We start from the raw sequence: 5,942 nt of genomic DNA on the forward strand, positions 1-5,942 counted from the left end.
AGGATGACACGGCGCGCCTGGAGCAGCGCCCCCATGCCCAGCGTGAGCGCCGCCATTGGCACCCGCGACGCGTCGTCCCCGAAGAAGGAGGCCACCGCCTGGCGTGACTCGCGCGACAGGCGCTCCCGGTGGCTGGCGGCCTGGAGGCTGTCCCCCGGCTCGTTGAAGGCCACCTGCCCGTTGGGCCCGATGCCCAGCAACACCAGCTCCAGGCCCCCCGCCGTCCCCAGCTCGGCGTCGTAGCGGGCGCACTCCCGCTCGGCCCGCTCCGCGCTCCCATCCAGGAAGTGGATGCGCTCGGGTGCCAGGTTGACGTGCTGGAAGAGGTGGCGCTCCATGTACGCCCGGAAGCTGCTCGCGTCATCCGGCGGGAGGCCGAGAAACTCGTCCAGGCTGAAGGTGGTCACCTGGGACAGGTCCAGTTCCCCGCGCCGGTGCAGGGCCACCATCTCCCGGTACACGTTGAGGGGCGAGCGGCCCGAGGGCAGGCCGAGCACCAATGAGGGCTTCTCCCGGACCGTGGCGGCGACATGGGCCGCGCAGGCGGCCGCGGCTTCCTGCTCGGTGGCGAAGACACGAACGTTCAAGGCGGGGCCCGACGCGTGAGGGGGCGCGCAGCATAACGAAAGCCCTCTGCCCGACAAAGCAGCGTGTCACCCGTCGCATCGGCCCAGACAGGCACCGCGAGCCAGGTAGGGTCTCCCGCCCACTGGGGCCTCGCCCGCCCGCCCGCCTCGCCCGCCCGACCGTCCACCCTCCCTCCGTGGGCAGACTGGCTCCGTTGCTGGCGAGCGGTTTGGGTCAACTTCCGGCATGAATCACCCCAGAGGTGCGTTAGAAGGGCACCTCATGAAAGTCGCCGTTCTTACAGGCGGGGGTGATTGCCCCGGCCTCAATGCAGTCATTCGCGCCGTCGTCCGCCGGGCTTCCGCCCATGGCTTCGAGATGATGGGCCTGCGCGACGGATGGAAGGGCCTCCTGGAGGACAACCACTTCCGCCTCACGCGCGAGACCACCTCCGGCATCCTCCACCGCGGAGGCACCATCCTGGGCACCTCCCGCGTCAACCCGTTCAAGGTCGAGAACGGGTTGGAGAAGGTGAAGCGGGCCATGGAGCGCAATGAAATCCACGCCGTCATCGCCATTGGCGGTGAGGGCACGCTTTCCGCCGCCACGCGCATGTCCCAGGAGGGCCTGCGCATCGTCGGCGTGCCGAAGACGATCGACAACGATCTCAACGGCACGGACTTCACCTTCGGCTTCGACACCGCGGTGACCATCGCCACCGAGGCCATCGACCGGCTGCACTCCACCGCCGAGTCGCACAAGCGCGTCATCGTGTGCGAGGTGATGGGCCGGCACGTGGGGTGGATCGCCACCTACGCGGGCATGGCCGGCGGCGCGGACGTGATTCTCGTCCCCGAGGTCCCCGCGGACCTGGTGCGGGTGGCCGAGCACATCAAGCACCGGCACTCCACCGGGCGCTCCTTCTCCATCGTCGTGGTGGCCGAGGGCACGCGCATCAAGGCGGCCGAGGACGAGCAGGAGCACCTGGTCACCTCGGGCGCACTGGACGAGGCCGGCCGGCCCCGCCTGGGTGGCGTGGGCGCCATCGTGGCCAACGAGATCGAGCGGCGCACGGGCTACGAGACGCGCGTGTCGGTGCTGGGTCACATCCAGCGCGGTGGCGCGCCCACGGCGCACGATCGCGTGCTGGCCACGCGCTTCGGCGTCCATGCGTGCGACATGGTGGCCCAGGGCAAGTTCGGCAAGATGGCCGCGCTGCGGGGCAATGAGATCATCAGCGTGGACCTGTCCGATGCCACCCGGGAGCTCAAGAAGGTGCCCCAGGAGTTCTTCGAGGTCGCCCAGGTCTTCTTCGGCTAGGCATGGACCTGTACGCGGAGATGGCGGCCCTCGTGAGCGAGGGCCGTCCGTTCGTGCTGGCCACCGTCATCGAGAGCGCCGGCAGCACGCCGCAGAAGCCGGGCTCGAAGATGGTGGTGCTCGGCGATGGCACCCTGCGGGGCACCGTGGGTGGCGGCGCCATCGAGCATCAGATCCTCCAGGCCGCGCTGGCGCTGCTGGAGGCCCCGGAACAGACGCGCGTCATCGAGACGCACCTCACGCACGAGCTGGGCATGTGCTGTGGGGGGCGGATGAAGGTGTTCCTGGAGAAGCACGGAGCCCCGCCGCGGCTCACGGTGTTCGGCGCCGGGCACGTGGCCAAGGAGCTGGCCCTGCTGGCGCACCAGGTGGGCTTCCGGGTGACGGTGGTGGACGCCCGGCCCGAGTGGGCCAACCCCGAGCGCTTCCCCGGCCTCGAGCTGCTGGTGAAGGACCCGGCCGACCATGCGCGCGCGCTGGCTGGCGGGCCCGAGCAGTACTTCTGCGTCACCACGCATGACCACCCGTTGGACCAGGCGGTGGTGGAGGCGCTGGTGGACAAGCCCTCGGCGTACCTGGGGGTGATTGGTAGCCGGCGCAAGGCCGAGCGCTTCCGGATGCGCCTGCGCGCCGCGGGCGTGGGCGAGGCCGCCATACAGCGGCTGCACTCGCCCATGGGGGTGGACATCGGCGCGCTGACGCCGCGGGAGATCGCCGTCTCCATCGTCGGCGAGCTCATCCGCGTGCGGCGGAGCGCTTAGCCGCGCATCCAGCGGCCGTGGTAGAAGCGCGTGTAGAACTTCGCGCCCGAGCTGTCCTTGACGTCGAACTGTCCGTCCCCGTTGCCGGCGGCGTCACCCGGATCGTTCGCCCGGCAGTCGACGCACCGCAGCTTGTTGGGCCACACGATGCTGCCGCCGTAGGGCTGGCCGTTGTAGGTGCGCGACTCGCCGTACGCCACGCGCGAGTGCACGTGCTCGTCCCAGGGGCCGCCCGTCTTTCCGGCGTAGCCGATGATGGTGTTCATGCCGACGCTGTTGCCCGCGGAGACCGCCACGCTCGTCAGGTGCGCCATGATGGCCCGGTAGCCGTTGTTGCGGACCACCACGTAGTTGCCCAGCGTGTAGTAACCCTCGCTGTCGTAGTAGTCCCAGCCCGCCCACTCCACCGTGCCGGTGATGGCCGGGTACACGTTGGCGTTCTTATGCGCCGGCCAGTCGTTGGCGTAGAACTGGTTGAGCAGCCCGGTGTTGCACTTGCGCACGTGGTAGTTCTGCCCCCACCAGCTGCCGTAGTTGCCACTCATGGCGCTCCAGCCCGGATCCCCGGGGCGGAGGTTGTAGTAGGTGCCGGAGTAGACGGTCGTGTAGCCGCTGTAGAACTTGTTGGTGTAGTCCCAGACCGTCTGCCAGAACATGCCGCCCGGCTGCCCGAACTCGCAGGCCGTCTGCATCGCATGGACGGGAGCCGGGGCCTCCATCTGCTGGGGCTCGCCACCCTCCAGGGCGACCTTCATGGCGCGCTCGGCCTGCGCCTGCTTGTTGAGGGCCAGCTGCTCCGCGGGGGGCTCGGCGCGCATGGCCTGCTCGACGGGCACCAGGTTCAGCGACTGCACCGTCTTCCTGGGCTGCTCGAACTTCAGGCTGGCCAGGACGCCCCGGGCCCGGTTGTCCAGCCCCGGCTCCTCCGTCCACAGGCCGATCCGGTACACCCGCTCTCCATCCGCCACGTACACCAGCGAGTACGAGTCCGTGCCCGGCAACCCGCTCACCGCGATGCCCCGCAGGCCCTGGCCCACCACCACCTCGGTGCGCGTCAGGGGGAACTCCGGGTACTTGCTCATCAGATCCTGGACCAGACCCTCGATCTGCTCCGGCTTCACCTGGTAGGCCAGCGCGATGCGGGCCACCGGCGAGCGCTCATGTCCGCCCGTGCTCGGACCGCTCGGATCGAACAGCGCGAAGCCATAGGTGTTGAACAACACCGGGTCCTTCTGAACACGCCAGTCGCTCGGCACGTCGATGGAGACGCCCGCGACCTCGTCGCTGACCCGCTGCGTCACCACCTCCACGGGGCCAACTGGAACTTCCGTGCTCTCCTGGGGCCCGCAGGCCACCAGCATCGCCGCACAGGACAAAAGGGGACCGATGCGCTTCATCGCCGGCCTCGTCGTCAAAGGGTTGGGAGTACGAGGAGCACCCTACCCTATCCGCTTAAAACAGTTAAGCTGGTTTATCAGGAAAAGAGAAAATTCGTCGTGCCGCGCCGCGCTATTCAAGGAGCACCACTCTTCACGTCTTCTTCCCGGCATTTCCCGGTGTGCCTGCTAGCGCCTGAAGCGCCCGTGCCTACCGTTCCACGTACTCGGTGGGTGGGGGCTGGGGCATGGCACGAAACAGGTGGGCGGCGAGGGTGTGGGCGCTCGTGCTGGGCGCGATGTTCATCACGGGTACAGCGGAGGCAAAGCAGGTGGCCGGCGTACAGATGCCGGACACGCTCACGCTGGAAGGGCGGCGGCTTTCGCTCGCCCACATGGCGCTCAAGGAGAAGCTCTTCTTCAAGGTCTACGTCTGGACGCTGTACATGGAGCAGGTGCCGAGCAGGAAGGCCGAGGCCATCGAGGCCAACTGCCTCAAGCGGCTGCACTTCCGCTTCCTGCGCGATATCCGGCGCGACCAGCTCGTGGAGGCCTTCCGCGACGGCCTCTCCAGCAATCCCGCCATGCGCAGCGCGGCCATGCAGAGGGATCTGGAGCGGATGCTCTCCTCGCTGCGCGACGTGGACGAGGAGGGTGATCTCGTCATCACCTACGTCCCCGAAGGGGGGCTCCACGTCTCCGGCGCGGCCTCCGGTGGCATCAGCATCCCCGGCAAGACCTTCGCGGACGCGCTCTTCACCTCCTGGCTGTCGATGCACCCCATCTTCCCCCATTGATGCGCGCACCGCACATCGTCCTCCTCCTGCTGGCGCTGAGCGCCGGTTGCAGCGACCCCGCCGTCTCCGACCCCGGGCCCTGGCTGGAGGAGCCACTGCCCGCCGAGCCGTCCGACGTCGCGTCTCCCACCGAGGACCCGGTGCCTCCGGGCCGCCCGGTGCCTCCGGGCGACGTGGAGGTCTCGGACGGCGGTACTGAACCCGTGGACGGCGGTACTGAATCGGCCGACAGCGGCACTCCCGTGGTCGATGACCGCGACGTGTTCGGCACGCGCAACCTCTACCCCTCCGTCCCCCAGGGCAGGACCTGGGCCGCCCGGTGGAACGCGCATCCCCGCACGCTGAAGGTGTCGCAGCAGGATCCGTATGACCCGGAGTTCCTGCTCCGAGGCTCGGATCACACGCTGGAGATCCCCGGCAATGGGACGGCGCGCAGCTCGGGAGAGACGATCCGCTTCTACATCGGCACGCCGGACAAGACGTGGCTCAACACCGAGCTGACCGTGTACGCGATGCGCGTGTCGGAGCTGAGCAGCACCCCCGGCTCGACCGGCTTCGAGTTCCAGACGCGCACCCGGGACGGCCACCAGGAGGCCTCCACACGCAATGCGGAGGGACTCGACGTGCGCTGCGACGGACACGCCTATTCCTACTCGCTGCGCTTCGACGGCCGGGCGGTCCTCCAGAAGGAGCTCAAGCACCCCACCTACACGTCCCAGGTGACGAAGCCCCTGTGGGGCGGCCACTCGCTGCCGCGCAACACCTGGGTGGGCATCAAGGTCATCACCTACAACCTGCCCGGCGGACGGGTGAAGCAAGAGCTGTGGCTGGACCTCACCGATGGCGTGAACGGGGGCACCTGGGAGAAGGCCCACGAGCATGTCGACGCGGGCGGATGGAGCATCCCGGCGGAGGTGGCCGCCACCTGCCGGATTCGCGCCGACCAGCGCCTCACCGCCCCCGAGCCGTTCATCATCCTGCGGGGCCACGGCATCCGAGAGCAGTGGTACAAGAAGGCCACCGTCCGGGAAATCCAACCGCCGCCGTAGGGGTGCTAGAAGCCCGCCCACGCGCCGTGTCTCGCACGGGCCCAGGAGGCCAACATGGTGGTGCTCACGGAT

The 5,942-nt window shown here is 68.8% G+C and carries 6 protein-coding genes; 4 read left to right on the forward strand and 2 right to left on the reverse strand.

Annotated features, from left to right (window positions below; all coding sequences use genetic code 11):
• On the reverse strand, window positions 1-587 hold a 587-nt coding region (locus tag VF794_RS21360; protein ID WP_331113253.1), incomplete at its 3' end, for a glucosamine-6-phosphate deaminase.
• Window positions 588-849: 262 nt separating this feature from the next.
• Here VF794_RS21360 and VF794_RS21365 point away from each other — a divergent pair.
• Both VF794_RS21365 and xdhC read left to right on the forward strand, forming a co-directional pair.
• Window positions 850-1,887, forward strand: coding sequence for an ATP-dependent 6-phosphofructokinase (locus tag VF794_RS21365; RefSeq protein WP_331113255.1), 1,038 nt, complete (start codon window positions 850-852; stop codon window positions 1,885-1,887).
• Window positions 1,888-1,889: 2 nt separating this feature from the next.
• Entirely contained in the window at window positions 1,890-2,648 is a 759-nt protein-coding gene (gene xdhC, locus VF794_RS21370; protein WP_331113257.1) for a xanthine dehydrogenase accessory protein XdhC, read from the forward strand.
• On the opposite strand, the gene VF794_RS21375 is transcribed toward xdhC, so the two are convergent.
• The gene (locus VF794_RS21375) at window positions 2,645-4,045 is read right to left on the reverse strand and encodes a M23 family metallopeptidase (protein ID WP_331113259.1); all 1,401 of its coding nucleotides are present in this window, start codon (window positions 4,043-4,045) and stop codon (window positions 2,645-2,647) included. The two genes, xdhC and VF794_RS21375, sit on opposite strands and share 4 nt — an antisense overlap.
• 227 nt (window positions 4,046-4,272) lie before the next feature.
• Between VF794_RS21375 and VF794_RS21380 the strand changes: the two genes are divergently transcribed.
• Together VF794_RS21380 and VF794_RS21385 are read left to right on the forward strand one after the other, a co-directional pair.
• Entirely contained in the window at window positions 4,273-4,821 is a 549-nt protein-coding gene (locus VF794_RS21380; protein ID WP_331113260.1) for a chalcone isomerase family protein, read from the forward strand.
• Window positions 4,821-5,870 (forward strand): hypothetical protein, encoded by a 1,050-nt coding sequence (locus VF794_RS21385; RefSeq protein ID WP_331113262.1) that lies wholly within the window; start codon window positions 4,821-4,823, stop codon window positions 5,868-5,870. The genes VF794_RS21380 and VF794_RS21385 overlap by 1 nt, the downstream gene beginning before the upstream one ends.
• The last annotated feature ends 72 nt before the right edge of the window (window positions 5,871-5,942 follow it).

It is taken from the genome of Archangium sp. (genome assembly GCF_036389735.1).
In the GTDB taxonomy this organism is placed as follows: Bacteria; Myxococcota; Myxococcia; order Myxococcales; family Myxococcaceae; genus Archangium.